Source organism: Streptomyces spinoverrucosus, assembly GCF_015712165.1.
Classification (GTDB): Bacteria; Actinomycetota; Actinomycetes; order Streptomycetales; family Streptomycetaceae; genus Streptomyces; species Streptomyces spinoverrucosus_A.
Window position 1 is genome coordinate 4,553,690 of record NZ_JADPZX010000001.1, and the last position, 21,697, is coordinate 4,575,386.

The 21,697-nt window shown below is 71.5% G+C and carries 22 protein-coding genes, 1 tRNA gene and 2 pseudogenes; 11 read left to right on the forward strand and 14 right to left on the reverse strand.

The genetic code is table 11. From position 1 onward, the window contains the following. Window positions 1–188 precede the first annotated feature (188 nt). Together I2W78_RS20575 and I2W78_RS20580 are read left to right on the forward strand one after the other, a co-directional pair. Window positions 189–1,733 (forward strand): amino acid permease, encoded by a 1,545-nt coding sequence (locus I2W78_RS20575; RefSeq protein ID WP_196461743.1) that lies wholly within the window; start codon window positions 189–191, stop codon window positions 1,731–1,733. A gap of 99 nt (window positions 1,734–1,832) precedes the next feature. Beyond that, window positions 1,833–1,905, forward strand: a tRNA-Lys gene (locus I2W78_RS20580). 148 nt (window positions 1,906–2,053) lie between these two features. Here I2W78_RS20580 and I2W78_RS20585 read toward each other — a convergent pair. The 6 genes from I2W78_RS20585 to I2W78_RS20610 form a co-directional block, all read right to left on the reverse strand. Continuing rightward, window positions 2,054–2,485, reverse strand: coding sequence for a DUF6907 domain-containing protein (locus tag I2W78_RS20585; protein ID WP_196461744.1), 432 nt, complete (start codon window positions 2,483–2,485; stop codon window positions 2,054–2,056). Window positions 2,486–2,546: 61 nt separating this feature from the next. Continuing rightward, window positions 2,547–3,302, reverse strand: coding sequence for a hypothetical protein (locus I2W78_RS20590; RefSeq protein WP_196461745.1), 756 nt, complete (start codon window positions 3,300–3,302; stop codon window positions 2,547–2,549). Window positions 3,303–3,305: 3 nt separating this feature from the next. Next, window positions 3,306–3,602 carry a hypothetical protein gene (locus I2W78_RS20595; protein WP_307783722.1) on the reverse strand — a complete coding sequence of 99 codons (297 nt, stop codon included), beginning with the start codon at window positions 3,600–3,602 and terminating at the stop codon, window positions 3,306–3,308. Window positions 3,603–4,315: 713 nt separating this feature from the next. Beyond that, a complete protein-coding gene (locus I2W78_RS20600) occupies window positions 4,316–4,984 on the reverse strand; it encodes a class I SAM-dependent methyltransferase (RefSeq protein WP_196461746.1) in 669 nt (222 codons plus the stop codon). Between the two features lie 72 nt (window positions 4,985–5,056). Continuing rightward, on the reverse strand, window positions 5,057–5,530 hold the full coding sequence (locus I2W78_RS20605; protein WP_196461747.1) for a glycine-rich domain-containing protein: 474 nt from the start codon (window positions 5,528–5,530) through the stop codon (window positions 5,057–5,059). A gap of 133 nt (window positions 5,531–5,663) precedes the next feature. After that, window positions 5,664–5,822 (reverse strand): hypothetical protein, encoded by a 159-nt coding sequence (locus I2W78_RS20610; RefSeq protein WP_196461748.1) that lies wholly within the window; start codon window positions 5,820–5,822, stop codon window positions 5,664–5,666. A gap of 131 nt (window positions 5,823–5,953) precedes the next feature. On the opposite strand from I2W78_RS20610, the gene I2W78_RS20615 reads away from it, so the two are divergent. Next, on the forward strand, window positions 5,954–6,613 hold the full coding sequence (locus I2W78_RS20615; protein ID WP_374222685.1) for an XRE family transcriptional regulator: 660 nt from the start codon (window positions 5,954–5,956) through the stop codon (window positions 6,611–6,613). A gap of 9 nt (window positions 6,614–6,622) precedes the next feature. After that, the gene (locus I2W78_RS20620) at window positions 6,623–6,817 is read left to right on the forward strand and encodes a hypothetical protein (protein WP_196461749.1); all 195 of its coding nucleotides are present in this window, start codon (window positions 6,623–6,625) and stop codon (window positions 6,815–6,817) included. 9 nt (window positions 6,818–6,826) lie between these two features. On the opposite strand, the gene I2W78_RS20625 is transcribed toward I2W78_RS20620, so the two are convergent. Further along, window positions 6,827–7,462 (reverse strand): GTP cyclohydrolase II, encoded by a 636-nt coding sequence (locus I2W78_RS20625; RefSeq protein WP_196461750.1) that lies wholly within the window; start codon window positions 7,460–7,462, stop codon window positions 6,827–6,829. An 88-nt stretch (window positions 7,463–7,550) separates the two neighbouring features. After that, entirely contained in the window at window positions 7,551–8,063 is a 513-nt protein-coding gene (locus tag I2W78_RS20630; RefSeq protein ID WP_196461751.1) for a MarR family winged helix-turn-helix transcriptional regulator, read from the reverse strand. Between the two features lie 83 nt (window positions 8,064–8,146). Here I2W78_RS20630 and I2W78_RS20635 point away from each other — a divergent pair, with 83 nt between their 5' ends. The 7 genes and pseudogenes from I2W78_RS20635 (at window position 8,147) to I2W78_RS20665 (ending at window position 14,752) form a co-directional block, all read left to right on the forward strand. Then, window positions 8,147–9,280, forward strand: coding sequence for a dihydrofolate reductase family protein (locus I2W78_RS20635; RefSeq protein ID WP_196461752.1), 1,134 nt, complete (start codon window positions 8,147–8,149; stop codon window positions 9,278–9,280). Window positions 9,281–9,507: 227 nt separating this feature from the next. Continuing rightward, window positions 9,508–10,395 (forward strand): annotated as a pseudogene (locus tag I2W78_RS20640) (acyl-CoA dehydrogenase); the annotation flags it as partial. 519 nt (window positions 10,396–10,914) lie between these two features. After that, window positions 10,915–11,151, forward strand: a pseudogene (locus I2W78_RS41855) (acyl-CoA dehydrogenase); the annotation flags it as partial. A 96-nt stretch (window positions 11,152–11,247) separates the two neighbouring features. After that, complete coding sequence (locus I2W78_RS20650) at window positions 11,248–12,363, forward strand: SDR family oxidoreductase (RefSeq protein ID WP_196461753.1); 1,116 nt, start codon at window positions 11,248–11,250, stop codon at window positions 12,361–12,363. After that, window positions 12,360–13,652: an aspartate aminotransferase family protein gene (locus tag I2W78_RS20655; RefSeq protein WP_374222686.1), complete on the forward strand. Its 1,293-nt coding sequence runs from the start codon at window positions 12,360–12,362 to the stop codon at window positions 13,650–13,652. Before I2W78_RS20650 ends, I2W78_RS20655 begins: the two co-directional genes overlap by 4 nt. A gap of 79 nt (window positions 13,653–13,731) precedes the next feature. Beyond that, window positions 13,732–14,199 (forward strand): type II toxin-antitoxin system RatA family toxin, encoded by a 468-nt coding sequence (locus tag I2W78_RS20660; RefSeq protein ID WP_196461755.1) that lies wholly within the window; start codon window positions 13,732–13,734, stop codon window positions 14,197–14,199. Continuing rightward, window positions 14,192–14,752, forward strand: a complete 561-nt coding sequence (locus tag I2W78_RS20665) for a flavin reductase family protein (protein ID WP_196461756.1) — start codon at window positions 14,192–14,194, stop codon at window positions 14,750–14,752. Before I2W78_RS20660 ends, I2W78_RS20665 begins: the two co-directional genes overlap by 8 nt. A gap of 98 nt (window positions 14,753–14,850) precedes the next feature. Here I2W78_RS20665 and I2W78_RS20670 read toward each other — a convergent pair whose 3' ends face one another. The 6 genes from I2W78_RS20670 to I2W78_RS20695 all read right to left on the reverse strand — a co-directional run bounded on the left by I2W78_RS20670 (window position 14,851) and on the right by I2W78_RS20695 (window position 21,046). Next, window positions 14,851–15,894, reverse strand: a complete 1,044-nt coding sequence (locus tag I2W78_RS20670) for a fatty acid desaturase family protein (protein ID WP_196461757.1) — start codon at window positions 15,892–15,894, stop codon at window positions 14,851–14,853. Window positions 15,895–15,960: 66 nt separating this feature from the next. Then, complete coding sequence (locus I2W78_RS20675; RefSeq protein ID WP_196461758.1) at window positions 15,961–16,938, reverse strand: VlmB-like protein; 978 nt, start codon at window positions 16,936–16,938, stop codon at window positions 15,961–15,963. Between the two features lie 80 nt (window positions 16,939–17,018). Then, window positions 17,019–18,050: a DUF2156 domain-containing protein gene (locus I2W78_RS20680; protein ID WP_196461759.1), complete on the reverse strand. Its 1,032-nt coding sequence runs from the start codon at window positions 18,048–18,050 to the stop codon at window positions 17,019–17,021. Next, the gene (locus tag I2W78_RS20685; RefSeq protein ID WP_196461760.1) at window positions 18,047–18,514 is read right to left on the reverse strand and encodes a hypothetical protein; all 468 of its coding nucleotides are present in this window, start codon (window positions 18,512–18,514) and stop codon (window positions 18,047–18,049) included. The genes I2W78_RS20680 and I2W78_RS20685 overlap by 4 nt, the downstream gene beginning before the upstream one ends. A gap of 5 nt (window positions 18,515–18,519) precedes the next feature. After that, the gene (locus I2W78_RS20690; protein ID WP_196461761.1) at window positions 18,520–19,392 is read right to left on the reverse strand and encodes an SAM-dependent methyltransferase; all 873 of its coding nucleotides are present in this window, start codon (window positions 19,390–19,392) and stop codon (window positions 18,520–18,522) included. 100 nt (window positions 19,393–19,492) lie between these two features. Then, entirely contained in the window at window positions 19,493–21,046 is a 1,554-nt protein-coding gene (locus tag I2W78_RS20695; RefSeq protein ID WP_196461762.1) for an ABC1 kinase family protein, read from the reverse strand. Between the last annotated feature and the right edge of the window lie 651 nt (window positions 21,047–21,697).

Genomic DNA, 21,697 nt, shown 5'->3' on the forward strand with positions numbered 1-21,697 from the left:
GTGGGGCCATGGCGCTTTTCCATGGGGATTTCCTTGGATTCCCTTGGGTTCCCGATGGATTTCCGACCCCGCACGGCCTGAAGATCGCGAGTGGCTGGCAGGGCTACAGGGGCCTGTTCTAGTAACAGAGCCTGTTCCGGCCAACCTGTGACGTGTGTCACGCCCCCGGTGGGGGAATTGCTGGGGGCATGACAGATGACGCGTTGCGTGGCGGGCCGACGGACGAGGAACGTCTGGCCCAGCTCGGCTACACCCAGGTCCTCGCCCGCCGCATGTCGGCGTTCTCCAACTACGCGGTCTCCTTCACGATCATCTCGGTCCTGTCCGGCTGTCTGACCCTTTACCTGTTCGGCATGAACACCGGCGGCCCGGCGGTGATCACCTGGGGCTGGGTGGCGGTCGGCCTGATGACCCTGTTCGTCGGCCTGTCCATGGCCGAGATCTGCTCGGCGTACCCGACGTCGGCCGGCCTGTACTTCTGGGCGCACCGCCTGGCGCCCTCGCGGACGGCCGCGGCCTGGGCCTGGTTCACGGGCTGGTTCAACGTGCTGGGCCAGGTGGCGGTGACGGCGGGCATCGACTTCGGCGCCGCGTCCTTCCTCGGCGCGTACCTGAACCTGCAGTTCGGCTGGGAGGTCACCCCGGGCCGGACGATCCTCCTCTTCGCGGGGATCCTGCTGCTGCACGGCCTGCTGAACACCTTCGGCGTGCGGGTGGTCGGCCTGCTGAACAGCATCAGCGTGTGGTGGCACGTGCTGGGCGTGGCGCTGATCGTCGGCGCGCTGACCTTCGTCCCCGACCACCACCAGTCGGCGTCGTTCGTCTTCGGCGAGTTCGTGAACAACACGGGCTGGGGCAGTGGGGTGTACGTCGTCCTCCTGGGCCTGCTGATGGCCCAGTACACCTTCACCGGCTACGACGCCTCGGCCCACATGACGGAGGAGACGCGGGACGCGTCGACGGCGGGCCCGAAGGGGATCGTCCGCTCCATCTGGACGTCGTGGATAGCGGGGTTCGTCCTGCTGCTGGGCTTCACGTTCGCGATTCAGTCCTACGAGGGCGCGCGCACGTCCCCGACCGGCGCACCGCCCGCGCAGATCCTGCTGGACGCCCTGGGCGCGACGGCCGGCAAGCTCCTGCTCCTGGTGGTGATCGGCGCTCAGCTGTTCTGCGGGATGGCGTCGGTGACGGCCAACAGCCGCATGATCTACGCCTTCTCGCGCGACGGCGCGCTGCCGTTCTCGCGCGTCTGGCACACGGTGAGCCCGCGCACCCGGACGCCGGTGGCGGCGGTGTGGCTGGCCGCGCTGGGTGCCCTCGCCCTGGGCCTGCCCTACCTGATCAATGTCACGGCGTACGCGGCGGTGACGTCGATCGCGGTGATCGGCCTGTACATCGCGTACGTCATCCCGACACTGCTGCGGCTGTGGAAGGGCGAGGCGTTCGAACGGGGGCCGTGGCACCTGGGCCGCTGGTCGCGTCCCGTCGGGGTGGTGGCGGTCGGCTGGGTCGGCGTGATCACGGTCCTCTTCATGCTCCCGCAGGTCTCCCCGGTGACGTGGGAGACCTTCAACTACGCCCCGATCGCCGTCCTGGTCGTCCTCGGCTTCGCCACGAGCTGGTGGGTGGCGTCGGCTCGGCACTGGTTCCTGAACCCGGAACACGAGCGGACCGCGGGGAGGGAGGCGGCGCGGTCGGGGGCGGCCGTAGATCGCGAACCGGTAGATCCCTAGCGCTTCCGGACCCTTCCGCCCGGCACCCGGCCTCGTCTCCGGGATACCCGATCGGCGACGCGGCCTCCTCGGGCTATGCTCGGGGAGGCAACATCGCCTGGGCCCTTAGCTCAATTGGCAGAGCAGTGGACTTTTAATCCATTGGTTGTGGGTTCGAGTCCCACAGGGCCTACTGAGGTCAGGGTCACCTTGTGGTCCTGACCAGCGATTTCGTGGCCCCGACCAGTCCTTCTGGTCGGGGCCACGTCATGTGAGGAGGCCGTCTGCGTGAGCGGGTGTGCTGACAGACAGCGTGGCTTGTTCAGCCACCGTGTCTTTTCTCAGGGTTCGCCGCCGCAGGTGTGCCCCCCATGTATGGCATCGAAGGCGTTGGTGAGACCGTCGAGGCGGTCGGCAAGTTTTCGGAATTCATCCGCGTGTGCTGTGAGGGTGTCCGCGAGGCGGCGCAAGTCGTCGGAACCATGCGGATGCCAGTCGCCGTCCATTTCGACGTTCACGAACGGGACATGACCGGGTGGGCGCTCGGTGAAGGGGCGCTGTTCGAAGCATGCCCGCAGGACCACCGCTGTACCACGGCTCGTTGAGGTCGTGAATTCGTAGTCGGGGCTCGCGTGCGTGATGTCGACACGGTAGCCGCCGGGCTGGTGCTCGCTCTCGCTGCCCGTACACCAGTCGGGTTCCCAGACGGCGACAGGCCCGTGGTCGCATGTGGGGACAGTCACTGTCCGGGACGAGTTGTCGTGATCCGGCATGAGCGGATTCCTTGTTCTGGTCGTCATCGGCCCTGGGCCGGCATGCGATGGGGGTCCCGGCTCATTCCTCGTTCAAGAGCTCGGCCGCGGCCTTCGGATCCATGAGGGTCGACCAGGCTTGCTCGGCGGGAAGCAGGGGGCGGCTGGGGAGGGCGTACTCGGGATACCAGTCGGTTGGATCGCAGCCGGGGACATGGCGCAGAATGACCGCGATGAGATCGTCGGGGACGGAGCCGGTGATGCGCACGGCGACATAGGTCTCATGGCCGTCGTCGGCGCGTACGAGGATGCCGAGGCGGAAGGTGGGGAAGTCGGCGGCGTGTTCGTGCCCGTCGTGCAGTGATCCGCGAGCCAGCTCCCGCACAGCCGCAGCGAGATGGCGGACGAGCCGGGTACCGGCTTCGAGCTGGTAGCGATCGCGGTCGTTCTGGTCCGGGAGGAGATGCCCGACGTACGTCTTCGTACTCAGGGGCTGACGTTCTTCGGCGTTGTAGCGGGCCCGTGCAGCCCTCGCAGTCGTCTCCAAGGCTGAGTAGAAGTCGTCCGGCGACCCGTCCTCGCGTTGCCCGGCGGCGATGAGCCAGGGCAGGTCCTCGTCTGTCCAGACCGCTCCGCGCCAGCGTTGGACCTTGACTTTGAAGAGCACCTCATCATCGATCGAGCGGATCCGCTCCTGTCCGGCCTCGCCGTCGGTGAAGCGTTCCCGGGCCTTGGCCAGGAGCGGATGATCCAGTTCATCGAGCGGTTCCCGGGCTGGCGGAAGCGGTAGTTTCAGGTCGTCGCGGAGTGCGCGCAGGGTGGGTCGAGCTGGCCGCACAGATCAGTCGTCCTTGCCTACTCCGCCGAGTTCCTTGATCCGCTCCGGCGACAGTCCGGTGAGCAGCGAGACGCTCGATTCAACAGATCCGTCAAGCTTGCGCATCTTCTCCAGCATGCTGGCCCGAACCTCCTCACGGCGGATCTCCAGGTAGGTTCGAACGGCCTCCGCGACCAGGTCCTTCTTCGTCATCCCCAGAAAATGGGCGCCGTCCGCGATCAGCTCGTCTATGGCCGCATCGACCTTCAATGGTGCTGTCGTCCGGGTTGTCTTACTCCGGGCTTCCTCTGTGATGCTCACGCTTACCTCCTCCGGTACCAAAAGGTACTCCTATCCTCCTCTACTTGCGAGCGATGAGTGGACAGGATGAGTGGACAGGGGGATGCCTGAGGGAGATCTGAGGCCCTCAAGTCGGTGGCCTGCGGATCTTGAGTGCAGGACTTGTGCCGTACCAGACGAGGACGCCGCGGACGCGATGCGGGCGCTTGACGAGGCCGAGTCGGAGGCGGCCCGCCCCGAGCCTCACCCTGGGAGGCTGCGTCGCCGTGGCCGTGCAATCACCGACGCGCTCGATGAGGCGGGGCCACCCTGAGCAGCGTCGTCGTTGCCCTGCAGTCGGCGTTCGACGCACTCGTGTCCGCTGGTTGACCCGGCAATGCTCAGCAGGCTGTCGTGCGTGAGCGATGCGTGAGCGGATGATGTGGCAGAGGCCATCACGGCGTGGATCGAGTGCAAGGCGGCACCTATCTTGACCAGGTGGTTCCGGACACTGAGGAGGCGTCCGGAACCACCCAACAAGATCACGCCAGGACTTTTAATCCATTGGTTGTGGGTTCGAGTCCCACAGGGCCTACGGAATCGCCCCCAGCTCAGAGGTACTTCGAGCTGGGGGCGTGTCCTTTTGGGTAGGTCCCATGATCGTTAGTCGGCCCGCTGCTGGCCCGAGCGTCAGGCGATCAAGACATGAAGGGGCCCCGACCGGTGCGGGGGACACCGGCCGGGGCTGCGGTCTCTCAGGCGCGGGCGGACACGATGAGCGTGCCGACCTTCCGTCGGCCAGGGGGTGCGGGCAGCACCTCGGCGCGCACATCGGTGAAGCCGTGCCGGGCGAGCAGTTGCTCCCACTCGCGCGGCTCGTAGTCCCACCGCTTCACAACGAGCGGGTCCTCGTCGGCGCCGCGCGGGATGTACGAGGCCTGGCAGCCGTAGCAGCCCTGCACCGGTGGCCGCTGCGAGAAGACGAGTCGGCCGCCAGGGAGCAGCCGCTCGCGAACGGCGGGCAGGAGCAGTGCCGGGTCGGTGAACCAGACGGCGCCGTACACCGAGTACACGGCGTCGAAGCCTTCCCGGTCTTCCCGCAGGAAGCTGACGGCCTCGGTGTGGTGCAGTTCCAGCCTCGGCGCCTGACGCCAGCGCTCGTGCGCCGATGCCAGCTGCCGCGGCGAGACGTCGACGCCGACGGCGCGCATGCCGATTGCAGCCAGGTGCGCGGCGTTGCCGCCCTTTCCGCACCCCAGGTCCAGAACGCGGCTGCCGGCGGCGGCGCCCAGCAACTCGACGCCGGGCCCGTGGTCCTCGTACTGGGTCCAGTTGAACCAAGTCGTTTCGCCGCGGGCGTTCGTCTGCCGGCGCTCGGGCCGCTGTCGCGCGTAGGTGTCCCAGGCGATCGCCGTGTCTGTCACGTGGTGCTCCGCTCACAGGGCCAGCCGCCCGGCTGTGATGCCGGGCGGCTGGAGTCTTGCACGATGGGCGCGCTACTTCTTCTTGCCGCTGTTGGGGCTGTCGCTGCATCCGGAGTGGCACTGGGTGCAGTCGGCCATGTCCGGCCACAGTTCCTTGTCGACGGTGTACCCGGCGGCCGTGATGGCGGCGAGGGTGCGCTCGCGGGTGGCCTGTGCCCCGCCCGGTGTGTCGTCGCCCTCGTTGGTCGGGACGTGGTGGACGAAGCGCCCGGCGACCCGTCGGCAGAAAGCGGCGTAGTCGACGGTGTGCAGGATGAACGTGTGCCAGCCGAAGTCGACCAGCTCGCTCGGCGCGAGGGAGTGTCCGGGCTGCTGGCCGGAGGCCGCGATGAACGCGGCCGCCTGGCCGACGATGCGGCGCGCGGTCGCCTCGTCGATGTCCGGGTGGTCGGTGGTGATGCGGCGGGCGAGCCGGTCGGTCACCTCAGGGTCGACCAGGGTGATCGGGTCGGTGGTGCCCACGGGACGTTCTAACGCGATGGTCACGTCAATCCTCCTGTTGTGGACGATCGCCTCCGGTCGGAGGCGACGAGACCCGCCCGGCCCTGGTGCTCACGGTGTAGGGGACGGGCGGGGCGGCCCGCTACCGGCGCGATCGGCGGCGCACCGGCGACGGGAGTCAGGGCGCGGTCGTAGCGATACCCCACGCGAGCAGTCCGGCCTCCACCGTGAGGGTGGCGGCATACGCGATGACGAGGCGGCGCTCACTGTAGGCGGCGAATGCATCCTCAGCCCGGGCGCGGGCTGTCGTGATGACGCGCTGCTGCACGGGAGCCATGGCCGCGGCCGCTCTCAGCCCACCCCCAGTCGACGATGCTCACGCGGCCGTCCCCTCCTCCAGCTGGTGGCGTCCGGCGGCGATCAGCCGGGCGACGCGAAGGGGCGCGCACAGCATGCCGGGCGACGGCATTGGCACCGACCAGTACGCGCCTCGTGCAGCGATGGGAGTCTGGTACGACCGCGGCACCGCGACCGGTGTACGCCCGTGCCCTGGAGGTTGTGACAGGCCTGCCCATCGAGTCCCTGGGCTTCCCGCCGCCGACGCTCGCCCGGATCTCCGAGGACGGGCATGGGGGCCACGACCTACAGGACTCGCCCGTGGGCGTCCCGGTCGCAAACGGTTCCACTGCCCCTCAGACCGCACCGCGCGGAAACTACTCGGGCGTCTGGCTGTCCACCTACGAGTACGTCTCCAGCGGCCGCGGCAACCAGGTCTTCACCGGCAAGCACCACGTCGTCCTGCTGCAGCACGGCAACCGGCTCACCGGCCGGAGCCTGCCCAACGCGTCCTCCAACCCGGACAGCCCGCTCACCCTCGACCTGCAGGTCGAAGGCGGCACGGTCACCGGGACGTGGACGGAGCAGACGGCCGGCGAGGGCTACTACCGGGGTGCCCGCTACTTCGGGGCGATTCAGATGCTGGCCGAGCCGACCGGCCGCCGCATGGCTGGCAAGTGGGTGGGCTTCGGCAAGGAGTTCGACGTGAACACCGGGCCCTGGGAGCTGCGACTCCTGGACACGTCGACCGCGAAGGCGACGCTCGACTCGTACAACCGGCCGCCCGACTAGACCCCGGTCATGACGAAGCGCCCCCTGCGCGGCCCGCGTCGGGGCTTCGCCGGGCTGGACCGGATCCTTGCAGTGGTCGCAGAGGTGGGCTGGATTCCGTATCCGCGGGAGGAGGCGCGGAAGAGCAAGGCGCGGCAGCCAGGAACTCGGGAGGGCGGCATCTCCGGCCATGCGGCGGTGCGGACCGTCGACCCGTCGGCCTGAGCGTCCCGCTCACCCCGCGTTCAGCTCCGCGAGCTTTGCGAGCGGCAGTGTGTGCTGGGTTTGCAGGACCTTCGCGCGCAGGTAGCGGACGTTGTGGGCCGTGGTGAAGACGCCGGTGGGGATGCGGTCGTGGACGGTGATGCCGAGGCCGCGCAGCTGTTCGGCCTTGTCGGGGTTGTTGGACAGGAGGTCCAGGTCCGTGATGGACAGGGCGCGCAGCATCTGGGCCGCCGCCGTGTAGTCGCGGCCGTCCTCCGGGAGGCCGAGCGCGGTGTTGGCCTCGTACGTGTCGAGGCCCTGGTCCTGGAGGGCGTACGCGTCGAGCTTGTTGTAGAGGCCGATGCCGCGCCCCTCCTGGCGGAGGTAGAGCAGCACGCCGCCGCGGGCCGCGATGCGCTCGACCGCCTCGCGCAGCTGGGGGCCGCAGTCGCAGCGCGCGGAGCCGAAGAGGTCGCCGGTGAGGCATTCGGAGTGCAGGCGTACGAGGGGGCGCGGGCCGGGCTCGCCGAGGACGACGGCCACGTGTTCCTGGCCGTCGGCCAGGCCGTGGAAGGTGACCAGGTCGGCGTCGACGCTGTAGCCGTCGTGGAAGCGCAGTGGTACCCGGACGCGGGCGCGCGGCGTGGCGGCGGGGAAGTCGGGCATGCGGGTCTCCCGGTTGCGGTTGTTTCAGATTTGAAGCAGCCTCTCGAACGGCGACCCTACTCCATGCTTTAACCTTCAAGCAACCCGTTCAGGAACACGGCGACGACCGGCGCCGCCACGGCACATCGCTCACCGCGCTGCCCCCTTCATCCCCCTGCAGCGCCTGCGCGATCCCCGTGAAGATCTCCTCCAACTGCCCCACCTGCTGCGGGTTCAGATGGTCGAACAACGCCGCGCGCACCGTCTCCACATGCCCCGGCGCCACCCGCTCCACCACGACCATCCCCTCGTCCGTCAGCGCGGCCACGCTGCCCCGCTTGTCCCCGGGGCACCCCTCGCGCCGTACCAGCCCGTCCTTCTCCAGCCGGGTGACGGCGTACGTCAGCCGGCTCCGGGTGATCTTCAGGCGCTCCGCGAGATCGGTCATCCGCAGGCGGTGTTCCGGGGCCTCGGAGAGGTTGGCGAGGATGGAGTAGTACATGTGTGGCATGCCGGCCTCCTGCTGGAGCTGCCGGTCGAGCGTGTCCTCCAGGAGGAGGGTGGCTCCGATGTAGGCGCGCCAGGCGCGCTGCTCCTCCGGAGTGAGCCAGCGAGTCGTCATGCCGCCAGTGTAGGTTTGCTTAAAACTTGAACCAAGCTCGCCGGTCCCTCCCCGGTCCGCCGTCCCCGAGGTGGAGTGCTCCCATGCCCTACCCCTACGTCCTCCTGTCCGCCGCGGTCTCCCTCGACGGCTACCTGGACGACACCGGCCCCGAACGCCTCCTGCTCTCCAGCCCGGCCGACTTCGACCGGGTCGACGAGGTACGCGCGTCCGTCGACGCGATCCTCGTCGGCGCCGGCACCATCCGCGCCGACAACCCCCGGCTGCTGGTCAACTCCCCCGAGCGACGGGCCGCCCGGGTGGCGCAGGGAAAGCCGGAGTACCCCCTGAAGGTCACGGTGAGCGGCACGGGCGAGTTGGACCCGACCGCCAACTTCTGGCACACCGGCGGCGAGAAGGTCGTCTACACGACGACGGAGGGCGCCCGGCGCCTCAAGGAGACGCCCGTCGCGGCGGACGTGGTCGCGCTCGGCGACACGCTCGACTGGCGGGCGGTACTGGCCCACCTGCACGACGTACGAGGCATCCGCCGCCTGATGGTCGAAGGCGGCGGCACCGTCCACACCCAACTCCTCCTGGAGGGCCTGGCCGACGAACTCCAGCTCGTCCTCGCCCCCCTCTTCGTCGGCGACCCGTCCGCCCCCCGCCTCTTCGGCCCCGGCCGCTACCAGCCAGGACGCCTGCGCCTGGTCGAGACGCGGGCCATCGAGGACGTCGTACTCATGCGCTACGAGCCCACCGCACCCGGCACCGGAACCCTCCCCTCGGCCGCCGACCGCCGCTGGCTGGCACTGGCGTGCGAGCTGGCGACCCTGTGCCCGCCGTCGGACACGGCCTTCAGCGTGGGGGCGGTGGTCGTGGCGGAGGACGGCACGGAACTCGCCCGGGGCCACTCCCGGGAGGGCGGCGACCCGGTCGTCCACGCGGAGGAGGCGGCGCTCGCGAAGATCGACCCCGACGACCCTCGGCTGCCCGGCGCCACGGTGTACACCAGCCTGGAGCCCTGCACCCGCCGCGCCTCCCGGCCCCGGCCCTGCGCGCGGTTGATCCTCGACGCCGGGGTGGGGCGGGTGGTGACCGCCTGGCGCGAGCCGGACACGTTCGTGGAGCGGGCCGACGGGAGTGGGATGTTGGGAAGGGCCGGGGTGGACGTGGTGGTGGTACCGGAGTACGAGGGGGCGGCCACGGCGCCCAATCGTCATCTGGTGGCGAGGTGAGCGGGGCGCAGTCCCTGGGACAGCTCGGCCCCCGCTGAGGCGCGCCTCGACACGCCGCTTGCTCCGCGCGCCCCCGAACAAGCCCGAACTCCTGCCGGGCGCCCCCGAGTTCTGCGCGAGGGGTCCCCGTGCTCCGTGCGTAAAACAACCGACGCTGCCACCTCAGCGCCCCCGCGACGCAGCCGTCGCCGCCGGCAGCGCCCAAGGAGCAAGGAGCAGGGGACGACATGAGATTCCTGGACCGTGAGCGCGCGGCCCTCACCAGGCTGCTGCCGGGTCTCGACGACAGTCTGAGCGCCGTGCCGCTGATGACCCTGGAAGGGCCCGACAGCCCCGGAATCGGGCTGTTCCGCAAGAGCGGGGGCCCCGGGCTGCTGGCGCCGACGTCCCTGAAGGGCCGGGGAGCCTCGGCGCTGGACGCCGTACGGGTACAGCGCGCGCTCGGCAGCCGCTCTCCCTCGCTCGCCGTGGCGACGACCATGCACCACTTCTCCATGGCCACCCTGGTCGGGCTGAGCGGCACCGGGGAGGGCCTGGAGTGGATGCTCGTGCAGGCCGTCGCCACCGACGACCTGCTGTTGGCGTCCGGATTCGCCGAGGGCCGCAGCGGGCACGGCATCCTGTCGCCGACGATGACCGCGACACCGACCCCGGAGGGCCTGCGCGTCAGCGGGGTGAAACGGCCCTGCAGCCTGGCCCGTTCCATGGACCTGCTCACGGCCAGCGTGCTGGTGCCGCGCGCGGACGGCGAGGGGCAGGAGCTGGCCGTGGCGCTGATCCCCGCCGACAGCGAGGGCCTGACCGTGAGCGGATTCTGGGCCAGCCGCTTCCTGGCCGGCGCCGAGAGCGAGCAGGTGACATTGGACGGCGTCCTCGTGCCGCCGGACCTGCTGGTACGGACGGCGTGCCCGCCCGGCGAACGGCTCGACGAGGTGCAGACGCTGGGCCTGGTCTGGTTCGAGCTGCTGATGACGGGCAGCTATCTGGGCGCCGCGAGCGCGCTCGTCGAGCGGGTGCTGCTGAACGACCGGGTGCCCGAGGGCGAGCGGGTCGCGCTGCTGGTCGCCGTCGAGTCCGCCGCGGCGTCCCTCGAAGGCCTGGCCCGCCGCGTGGACCAGGCAATGGCGACCGGGTCTTCGTCCGACAGCTCCGACCTCGGCAGCGCTACGTCCGGGAGCGCTACGTCCGGCAGCGCTACGTCCGGGAGCTCTGCGTCCGGGAGTTCCACGTCTGGCGGCTCTGCGTCCGGGAGTTCCACGTCGGCCGGCTCTCCGTCGGGCAGTTCCACGTCGGGAAGCTCTGCGTCCGGGAGCTCTGCGTCGGGCAGCTCTGCGTCGGGGAGTTCTACGTCCGGCAGTTCTACGTTGGGCAGCTCTGCGTCGGGGAGTTCTACGTTGGGCAGCTCTGCGTCGGGGAGTTCTACGTCCGGCAGTTCTACGTTGGGCAGCTCTGCGTCGGGGAGTTCTACGTTGGGCAGCTCTGCGTCGGGGAGTTCTACGTCCGGCAGTTCTACGTTGGGCAGCTCTGCGTCGGGCAGCTCTGCGTCGGCCAGCTCTACGACGGCCGGCTCTGCCTCCGGCAGTTCCACGTCGGCCGGTTCCACGTCCGACATGGCCGCGCCCAACCGCACCCCCCTCGACGACTCCGTCCTCGCCGAGTCCCTCTACGTCCGCTACGGCGTCCAGGACGCCCTCGCCCGGATCGTGCCGCGGGCGGTCGAGCTGCTCGGTGGGCTGAACTTCATGAGTTCCGACGAGATCGGCCATCTCGCCGCCTGCACCCACGGCCTGGCCCTGCACCCGCCGTCCCGTTCCCGGATGACCGGCCCGCTGGCCGCGTACCTGGCCGGCGGCCCGCTGACCGTCGCCTGACACGTCACCGAGAGCCGATCCCGCCCCCCTCCCCACCGCCACTGACCCCACCAACCTCCACCAACCCCCATTCATCCGACCGAGGGGATCCTTCGCATGCCCGCATTCGACGCATCCAGCGCATTCAACGCATTCAACGCATCCGACCGACCAACCCTGCTGCTCACCGGCGGCTCCGGCGTCCTGGGCCGGGCCCTGATCGAGGAGCTGGCGCCCGGCTTCCGCATCGTGTGCCTGCGCCACCGCACCGGCGTGGCCGACCCCCGCGTGGAGGAGGTCCCGGCCGACCTGACGCAGCCGCGTCTCGGCCTGTCCCCGTCCGACCTGGCGCGGCTCACCGCGGACGTGGACCTGGTCGTGCACTCGGCCGCCGCCACCAACTGGAAGGCGGCGCCCGAGGCCATCTGGCGGGCCAACCTGGACGGCACCGCCGCCGTACTCGACCTCGCCGCCCGCGCCGAAGCGCCCGTCTACCACGTGAGCACCGCTTTCGTCGCCAACCCGCTCGCCCCCGAGGAGCAGCGCCGCTTTCCCGGCGCCGCCGCCTACCTGGCCTCCAAGACGGCGGCCGAGCAGGCGGTGCGCGAGGCGGCGGTGCCGACGGCGATCCTGCGCCCTTCGGTGGTGATGGGCGACTCCCGCACGGGCCGGATCGCCGGCGCCCAGGGACTGACGCGGGCGCTGGGCGCGATCGTCAAGGGCCAGGTGCCCGTGCTGCCGGGGGCGCCGGACGCCCGGATCGACATGGTGCCGCAGGACGTCGTCGCACGTGCCGTGGGCGAGCTGCTGCGCGCCGGTGCCACCGGTGGCGAATACTGGCTGACGGCCGGTACACAGGCGTTGTCGCAGGGCGAAGTCGTCGACGTGTGCCTGGAGTTCGCCGAGGGGTACGGGCCCCGGCCGCATCCGCCCCGGCTGATCCCGCTGGAGTCGGTGCACCGGCTGCTGCTGCCGCTGATCGAGGGCCCGTCGTTCCCCGAGTCGCTGCGCCGCCGCTTTCACACCTACGCCGAGTTACTGCTGGTGTTCCAGCGGGCCCTGCCCTTCGACTCCTCACTGGGCGCCCCGCACTGCGGTACGACCGTGTCCCGGGACGACCTGCGCCAGGCGCTCGTACGCAACCTCGCCGCGTGGTCGGCCGGCCCGGGCGGGCTGCGCCGGGCACCGCGCGCGTCGTACGGGGCCTCCTCCGCGCGGAGGCTGGCGTCGTGACCGTTTCTCCCATCAGCTCCCCCACCAGCTCTTCCACCACTGAAGCGGCCGTGGTGGACCCGTCGTACGTCGCCCGGCTCTACCGCGAGCATCTGGCCGCGGGCCGTGCCGTGCTCGGCGAAGTGCTGGGCGGCATGGTGGAGACGGTGTCCGAGGGCGCCTGGGTGCACACCTCCGACGGCCGCCGCTACCTCGACTTCGGCGGTTACGGCGTGTTCATCCTCGGCCACCGCCATCCGGCCGTCACCGAGGCGGTGCACCGGCAGATCGACGCCCATCCACTGGCCACCCGGGTCTTCCTGGAGCCGGTCGCGGCCCGCGCCGCCGAGGCACTGGCCGCGCACACCCCGGCGGGCCTGGACCGGGTGCACTTCGTCAACTCCGGCGCGGAGGCCACCGAGGCCGCGCTGAAGCTGGCCCGGGTGCACGGGCACACCGCGCTGATCAGCACCACCGGCGGCTATCACGGCAAGACGCTCGGCGCGCTCGGCGCCACCGCCAACCCCCTCTACCAGGACCCGTTCCGGCCGCTGCTGCCCGACACCGTGTCCGTGCCGTACGGCGACACCCATGTGCTGGCGGACGCCCTCGCCCGGTTCGGGCCGCGCGCCTGCGTGATCGTCGAACCGGTGCAGGGCGAGGGCGGGGTGCGCATCCCACCGCCCGGCTATCTCGCCGACACGGGCCGGCTGTGCCGTACCCACGGCGCCTTCCTGATCGTCGACGAGATCCAGACCGGCCTCGGCCGGCTCGGCTCCTGGTGGGGCGTGGACACCGAGCGGGTCAGCCCCGACGTACTGCTCGTCGGCAAGGGCCTGAGCGGCGGGGTCGTACCCGTCGCGGCGATGGTCGCCACCGAGCGGGCCTACGCCCCCTTCTCCCGCGACCCCTACCTGCACACCTCCACCTTCGCCGCCTCGCCCCTGGCCTGCGCCGCCGCCCTGGCCGCCGTACAGACCCTGGACCGGGAGGGCGTCGTCGCGCGGGCCCGGGCGCTGGGGCTGCGGCTGCTGCACGGCGTACGCGCCGCCTGCACGCCGTACACCGGCGGCCTGGTCCGGGACGTGCGCGGACGCGGCCTGCTCGTCGGGCTGGAGCTGGGCGCCGAACAGGCGGTGGGCGAGCTGATCCTGGAACTGATCGGCCGCGGCGTCCTGGTGAACCACTCCCTCAACGCGGGCCGAGTCCTGCGCCTGACCCCGCCGGCCGTCGTCACCGACGCGGAGCTGGGGCTGTTCCGCACGGCCCTGTCCGACTCGCTGCGGGCCGTGGCCGAGCGGCTCGGCTGACCGCTGGTCCGCCTGCCCGTGAACCCCTGACCGCGTACGAGCGCAACAGCCGTCCCGGCGACGGCGGAAAGGTAACCCCATGCGCCATGTGACCGTCACGATGACCGCCCACGACGTCGAGCCCGAGGCCGCCTACGAACGGATCCGGGACTTCCGGCGCTACCCGGACGTCACCGAGACCGTCCGCGAGGTGGTGGTGCACCCGCCCGGCGCCGACGGCACGGTCGTGTCCGACTGGACCGTGCGTTTCCGCAACGGCCTGATGCGCTGGTCGGAACGGGACGCCTTCCACCCCGAGACCCTCACTCTCGGCTTCACCCAGCTCCGGGGCGACTTCGAGGTGTTCGAGGGCACGTGGCGGTGCGCGGCGGGAGCGCGCGGTACGGCCGTCACCTTCGACGCCGTGTTCGACCTCGGCATCCCCACGCTGGCCGACCTGCTCGACCCGGTGGCCGAGTCGACGCTGCGCGGCAACGTCGAGCTGATCGCCCGCGGCCTGCTCGGCCGGGTCACGGCCCTGCCGGCCGCCGCGGCCGTCCATGGCTGAGCCGGTGACCGCGCCGCCCCTGTCCGGCCGCCCGCCCGAACCGGCCTGGGACGCGCTGCGCGACGAGCCCGGCCCCGACACCGTCCGCTGCCTCGGGCTGTACGCCAAGCTGGCGGGCGGTGTCGCCGTGGTCACCGCGCTGGACGACCACGGCGGCCCGATCGGGATGACGGTCTCGGCCCTGACCTCCCTGTCGGCCCGCCCGCCGCTGCTGCTGGCCGGCCTGCGCAGCGGCTCGCGCACCCTGGCCGCGCTGCGGCGGCGCGGCACGTTCGCCGTCAGCCTGCTGGGGCAGCACCAGCGCGCGCTGGCCGAGCGGTTCGCCGACCCGGCCCTGCCGCCGGCCGCGCGCTGCACCGGCGTACCCCTGCGGCAGGTGCTCGGCCTGCCGGTGCTGGACGACGCGCTCGGCTGGACGGTGTGCCTGGTCGAGGACGTCCGCCGGTACGGCGACCACCACACCGTCGTCGGCCGCCTCCGCGCGGTCGGCCTCGGCAACGGCAGGCCGCTGCTGTGGCACGACCGGTCCTTCCACGCCCTCGACCCCGACTGACGTACCGACGGCTCAGCCCTACCGAGGGCTGAGCCCATGACAAGGCGGTGGGGTGGGACCCGTTCAGGGCCCCACCCCACCGCCGTTTCACAGGGACGTCAGGACGCCGTGCGCAGAACCTCGCTCGCCGTGCCGAGGTGGCGGGCGAGATCGCGGTAGGACTGAAGGACTCCGATCTCGGTGTACGGGATCCCGCGCTCGGCGCAGAACGCCTTGACGACCGGGTAGGCGTGGCGCAGCGCGGAGCGCGGCATACCCGGGAACAGGTGGTGCTCGATCTGGTAGTTGAGGCCGCCGAAGAAGAAGTCGCCGACCAGACCGGTGGGCAGGGTGCGCGAGGTGAGCACCTGGCGTTCCAGCCAGGTCCACTCGGCGCCGGTCCTGGTGGGCAGCCCCTTGTGGTTGATCGCGAAGCCGAGCCCCAGCAGATAGCCGAGCAGGCCCTGGTGCACGGCGAGGAACAGCAGGACACCCGTCCAGGGCAGCAGCCAGATCAGCGCGCCGAAGAACATCGCCGCGTGCGCGGCCATCAGACCGCCCTCCAGCCACGGCCGGCGCACCGCTCGCCGGCGCAGCGCGATGACCCCGGCGATGCGCAGGACGACCGCCTCCAGGCCGAGCAGCGGGAAGAACAGATGGCGCTGGTGGGTGGCGAGGAAGCGGGCGAGTCCGGTGCGCTCGCGGGCCTGTTCGGGTGCGAAGACGGCCGCGCGGCGTCGGATGTCGGGGTCCAGTTCCAGGTGGTTGGGGTGGTTGTGGTGCCGGTTGTGGTGCTGCACCCACCAGCCGAAGCACACGCCCAGCATCAGGTTGCCGTGGATCAGGCCGAGCGTGCGGATGGTCCGCTGCGAGCGGCTGATCTGGCGGTGCCCGGCGTCGTGCAGGAGGAAGGCGAGCTGCTCGTGCCAGATCGCGAGCCAGACGGCCGCGAGCGTCACCTGCCACCAGGCGCCGTCGGACAGCGCGAGCCCTGCCCAGCCGACGGCGTTCATCAGCCAGACCACCACGATCGCGGTGGCGTACTGCCCCTTGCGGGGCCGCATCAGCCCGGCGTCGGTGACGCGCCGCGTCAGTTCGCGGAAGTCCTCCTCCGCCGCGCCCGGTTCACGCGGCGCGGAGCCGACTGCCGACAGATCGGTCATCGCGGTGCCCTTTCGCACTCGGGGACGCAGGGGACGTACGAGATGTGAGAGACGTGGGCGCGGGACTCACTGCGCCAGACCCATGTCGGCGAGCCGTGCCCGCTGCGTGTGCTGCGCCCATTCCTGGGCGGTGCGCATCCGTTCCTCCGCCGTGGTGTCGACGAGCCGGCGGCCGGGCCACACCTCGTAGTCGCCCGCGAGGTCCCGGTGCTGTTCGAGGCCCTCCTGGTAGAGCTGCTCGCGCCGGAAGGTCAGCTCCCCCACGGGCAGTTGGGCCCACAACCGGGTGCCGCGATCGATGAGTTCTGAGATGCGTTCGCGGTCGCGCGGGTACCGGCGCAGATGGCGGCGGACGATGGTGGTGCCGACCGACAGGTGGCGGATCTCGTCGATGCCGGCGGCGCGTTCGATCTCGGCGGCGGGCGGGTCGAAGGGCCGCCACTTGCGTTCGCTCAGCTCCGCCGTGGGGGCGAGGACCCCCTCGACCAGCACGGTGAGTGTGACGACCCCACCGATGTAGTCCCGCCCGTCGCGCAGCACCTGAAGCCCGAACTCCTCCAGCGGGGCGAGTACGGCGTCCCGGTCGGCGCCCGCCAGGTCCTCCATCGTGTCCTCCACATCGGCTTCCAGGACGCCGAGTTCGAGGAGGTGGCCGCGGAAGGCGTAGGCGTGGCGGGCCTCGTCCATCAGCTGGGTGGCGTAGAAGTCCATCCCGGCGAGGTCGGGGGCGTTCGCCACCAGGTGGGAGATCGCGCGGGCCGCCTTCTCCTCGGCCATGGAGCGGAACGCCAGCTCCTGCATGACCGCCTGCCGCAGCGGCCCCTCGCGCAGCATGTGCTCCGGTACGGCCACGTCCGGGCTGCGGCCCATCGGGTGACCGCCCAGGGTGCCCTCGGGCACGGCCCGGAACCAGTAGCCGAGGTCACAGCCCTCCGGTGTCAGCTCGGCGTGCAGCGCGCCGTCGAGCAGGCTGGGGGCGCGGTGCCGGTCGGCCTCCGCGGGGACGCCGGCAGCAGGGGACGTACGGTCGATGGATGTGGTCATCTCTGCCTTTCTGATCACGATCGGTACGGGGCCGGGCAGCGGTACGGGGGGCATGGCACCGGTACGGGAGTCCGGGCACCTCATACCGCCCTGGTCAGCCGCATCAGCCGCCATACGGCGCGGGGTGTCACCCCGCGCTGGAAGGCGAGGTACTCGGGTTCGATCAGCTGGGGCCGCCACTTGAGCTTGAAGGACTCCTGCGAGGCCGCCGGATAGATCGCCTGCCCCTTGGTGGCGACCAGCTCCAGGCACCGCCGCAGCGCCTTGCTGCTCGCGGCGGCGAAGTCGCAGACGTCCGCACGCAGTTGGACGAACGGCGTGAACCCCAGATGGAGCCAGCCGCACTCCTCGTCCTGGAACCGGCGCAGGGCCGTCGCGAAGATCAGCTCCACGGTCCCGGGCGGGGCCTCGGGCCGCCGCCGCGTCAGGTCGTACAGCCAGCCCGAACGCTCCCCGAACACGGGCGAGTACGACACGTAGGCGACGGTCCGTCCGGCGTGCCGGGCGGTGAACAGCCGCCGGTACGGGGCACCGGGGCCGCCGCGCTCGCCGATGAGGAAGTCCAGCTCCTTCACATGGCGGCCCTTGTCGCGCAGCCAGGCCTGGTCCACGTCGTCCAGGGCCGCCGTGACGAGCGGGCTGTCCCGCTCCGCGGGCGGCACCTCGGAGACGGTCACGCCCTCCCGGCGGGCCCGGTTGACCATGTTGCGGACCTTGACCATGCGCTGCCCGCCGAGGCCGTAGCCGTCCAGGTGGATGCTGAAGGAGGCGCCGAACTGGTTGACCGTGAATCCGTGCCCGGCGTGCAGTTCGGCCGCGGCGCGCGGCAGCTGCACGGCGGTGACCCGGCGGCCCTCGTCCTCGGCCCGCGCCAGCAGCGCGCCCAGCAGCCGCTCCCGGTCGGCGGCCGCGCACACCGGCCCGCCCAGCTCGAACAGGTGCCGCCGGCCGCCGTCCCGGTAGGGGACGAAGCCGTCGACGCCGTCCGCGCGGAAGCGGTGGTTGCCCGCGTTCAGGGCGAGGAAGGCGCTGCTGTGCCCGGCGTGGCGGCGCAGCAGCAGGTACGCCTGGTCGTCGGTGAGGGCCGGGGCGGCCTCGCGGACGCCGCTCATCGGGCCGCCGCCCGGTACCAGGGCACGGTCGCGAAGTCCCGCAGCGCGGACTGGACCGCGGGATGCGGGCGGGGTTCGAAGGACACCGTGAAAGGCTTGACGAAGTTGCCGAACAGGGCGCGGTCGCCGAACAGGTGGATGGGCAGCACCAGCAGCGCCCACTCCCAGCCGCTCACCAGCACCCACGCGCCGAGCACGGCCCCCTGCACGGTCAGGCTGTGCATGGTGTTGTACAGCACGTAGTAGACGCGGGAGATGCGCCGGTCGGGGCTGCGGTGGTAGGCGAGGGCGCCGGGCAGGTAGCCGATGACGTCGACGTACAGAAAGAGCAGGGCGGCGACCCACCAGCGCACTTCGTGCAGATGCGCCAGGAAGAACCCGGCGGCCACGAGCAGCCCGGCCAGGTACTCCAGGCGCAGCAGCCGGTAGGTGGTCGGCGTCTGGCACAGGTTCTCTCCGTCCACGCCGGTCACCGTCCGCCGACCGGCCGGACCGCGGTCACCAGGATCATGCTCCCCGTCTCCAGGCCGGGGTGGGCGGCGAGGTGGGGAGCGAAGCGGGCCACGGCGTACGGCAGTCCGAGCAGGTCGGCCACCTGCGCCTGCCAGCCGCGCGCGCCCCACCACTTCTCGGCGTCGGCCAGGTGCCACACCCACGGCGTGCCGGAGCCGGCCAGGGCCTGGAGCCAGGGCCGCACGAACGGCGAGTCGGCGGCGTCGGCGTTCAGGCACTCCGCGCCGAGGGTGCTGCCGGGCGCGGACAGCTCGGACACAACGGTGACGAGCCGGTCCACGGCCTCGGGCGGCAGATAGAACAGCAGCCCCTCGCACAGCCAGGCGGTGGGCCGCCCGGGGTCGAACCCGGCGGCGCGCAGGGCGGCGCCCCAGTCGGCGAGCAGATCGGCGGTGACGGGCGTGCGCCGCGCGGCGGTGGGGGCGCGGCCCTGCAGCACCTGCTCCTTGAAGGCGTGCACGGCCGGCAGGTCGACCTCGAAGACATGGACGCCGTCGGGCCACTTCAGCCGGTACGCGCGGGTGTCGAGTCCGGCGCCGAGCAGCACGACCTGGCGGACACCGCCGGAGTGGGCCGCGTCGAGAAGGTGGTCGTCGAAGAAGCGGGTGCGTACGGCGAGCCAGTCGGGCAGCACCTGCTGGAGCAGGCCACTGCCCGGCGGGGCCCCGGCCGTGCGGGCACGGGCCAGGAACTCGGCCGCCAGCGGATCGTGCGACAGCGCGTCGGCCCGCGCGGATTCCTGCGCCCGCATACGGACGGTCCACAGCGCGGTGGCGGAGACACCGTCCAGGTCGGCGGGGGTGTCGTCGTACGGCAGGGACATGGGCATGTCTGGGGTCCTTCGGCAATGTGGGCAGTGGCGAATGGTGGATGGCGGGAAGGGGAGATGGAGACACGGCGTCGTAGGGAGACGCGGTGTCGTTCGCTGGTCAGCGCGGTGGGCGGCGTCGGTCGAGGAGCAGGGCCGCGGCGCCCAGCGCCATCAGTGCGGGCGACGGCTTCCAGGGGCGCTGGCCGCCCATCGCGGCCGGCGTGTACGGCTCCTGGACCTGTAGGGCGAAACGGCGGTTCGCGGCGTCGGCGAGCAGCCCGCGCCACTGCTCGGGTCCCGTCGTCACGGCCGCCAGCAGGTCCATCGTGTTGCGGGCGGCCTGGTCGAGGGAGAAGTACTCGCGCAGCAGGGCGACGATGATGCCGCGGGCCTCCGCCTTGAAGACCTCCGCGAGGGCGATGTCCGGCGCGAGACACCGCACCGAACCCTCCAGGTTCGCGAAGGACTTGCCGAGCAGGGAGATCGACGGCGCGGAGCCGATGCCGCGCCGGGTCGCCTTCTCCAGGACGGTGGTCAGCGACACCCCGAAGTTGATGTCCTCCAAAGAGGCCGTGGCGACCTTGGGCACGAGTGCGGCCATGTCGGAAGCGAACGCGGGCAGATTGGACCAGGCCGTGACCCGGCCCATGTCGGCCCACGCCCAGGCCAGGCCATGGCCGTCGTTCTGCGCGATGGACATCAGCAGGGGCAGCAGGCGCAGGCTGGTGCGGCGGTCGAGCCGGCCGACCATGCCCCAGTCGATGAGGGTGGCGGGGCCGCCGGGCAGCGCGAAGACGTTGCCGGCGTGCGGGTCGGCGTGGAACATCCGGTCGACGAAGTAGCCCCGGTACATGAACCGCAGCAGATCCTTGCCGATCTCCGTGCGCTCGCGGTCGCTGAACGCGCGGCGGTCGAGGTGGCGTACCGAGGCTCCGGGCGCCAGCGACTGCACCAGCACCTTGGGGGTGGCATGCACCACCCGGGGCACGTCCAGGGTCGGGTAGCGGCGGATGTGCTCACGGGCCTCGTCCATGTTGCGGGCCTCGCCGGTGAAGTCCAGCTCGGGCTCCATGGCGTCGAAGATCGAGTCGAGCATCGCCTCGACGTCGATGACCTCGTTGAAGCGGGGTGCGGTGCGGGCGACGATCCGGGACGCCTTGCGCATCAGCGCCATGTCGGCGCGGACGGTGTCGCGGATGCCGGGACGCTGCACCTTCACGACCGCGGGCCGCCCGCCCGGGAGTTGAACCCGGTAGACCTGGGCGAGGGAGGCGGCGCCGAGCGGGCCGGTGGTGTCGATGTCGTCGAAGCACAGCTTCCAGTCCGGGCCGAGTTCCTGCGCCAGCACCGGCTCGAAGACGGAGAACGGCTGGACGTCGACCTGGTCGTGCAGATTCTGCAGCTCGGCGATCATCACCGGCGGCACCATGTCGGGCCGGGTGGACAGGATCTGCCCGAGCTTCACGTAGAACGGCCCGAGACTCTCCAGCGCCTTCCGCACGGCTCTCGCCCGCCGGGCCCCGTCCCCGGCGGAGGGCGTCGCCGAGGGCGGGGCGGCCGGATCCCGCCCGGCCCGCCGGCGGACCCGCGCCACCTGCCCGACCTCGTCCGCGACGAGGCTCCCCAGCACCTTGACCACCAGCCGCAGCCGGTTCCCGAGCGGCGCACTCATGTACCACGACCTCCTGATGTCCGACGTCGTATCGGTCCCACATGGACCACGGCCCACCGCCCGCCCGAGCGACACCCACGGGCCGGACGCAACACCGCCCGACGAGCGCCACGACACTCACCCCGTCGCGGCGCTCGCCCCCTCGGCGCATCCGACCCTTCGCAGCGCCCGGCCCGTCGCAGCGTCCGGCTCGTCGCAGCGTCCGGCCCGTCGCAGCGCCGAGTTGTCGCGGTGGCCGATCTTTCGCAGCGTCCGGCCTGTCGAGGTGGCTGGCCCCTTGTGGCGTTCGGCCTGTCGTAGCGCCGATCTTTCGCGGCGGCCGGCCTGTCGAGGTGGCTGGCCTCTTGTGGCGTTCGGCCTGTCGTAGCGCCGATCTTTCGCGGCGGCCGGCCTGTCGAGGTGGCTGGCCTCTTGTGGCGTTCGGCCTGTCGTAGCGCCGATCTTTCGCGGCGGCCGGCCTGTCGAGGTGGCTGGCCTCTTGTGGCGTTCGGCCTGTCGTAGCGCCGATCTTTCGCGGCGGCCGGCCTGTCGAGGTGGCTGGCCCCTTGCGGCGTCCGGCCCGTCACAGCGTCCGGCCCCTCGCAGTGCCGCGCTCTCGCGGTGCCCTTGCGGCGCCCGACCTCTCGCAGCGCCGCAAGGGCACCGCGCGAT